Source organism: Oleiphilus sp. HI0086, from assembly GCF_001635225.1.
Map to the genome: position 1 here is coordinate 1 of NZ_LWFZ01000306.1, position 329 is coordinate 329.

At 45.0% G+C, this 329-nt stretch carries 1 pseudogene; it reads right to left on the reverse strand.

Going from position 1 to position 329, the window contains the following annotated elements:
• Positions 1-329: pseudogene (locus A3756_RS27210) on the reverse strand (hypothetical protein); the annotation flags it as partial.

A 329-nucleotide genomic window follows, 5' to 3' on the forward strand; every position in this document is an offset into this window, starting at 1 on the left:
CAGAACCAATGATTGCGATGTTCTCGATAGTTGTACCTGAACCTACAGAACCAAGAGAAAGACCGTTAAGCTCTTTGTCTTTTTCTACTTCATAACCAGAGTATTTGATCGCAACGTAAGTCAGTGTTCCACTGTTATCGTCCGCAATCGTTACACCAGCGTCAGGACCATAAGACTGAGTACCAGCTTCATAAGTACGCTCGCCTTTGTTGTTGGTAGATTGACCAAGGATAGTCAAGCCACCCCATTGACCCTGCTCGTCACCAGTATTAAGACCAGCAACGTCTTGAGCAGACGTAAAGATGATTGGGTTTGACTCTGTACCTTGA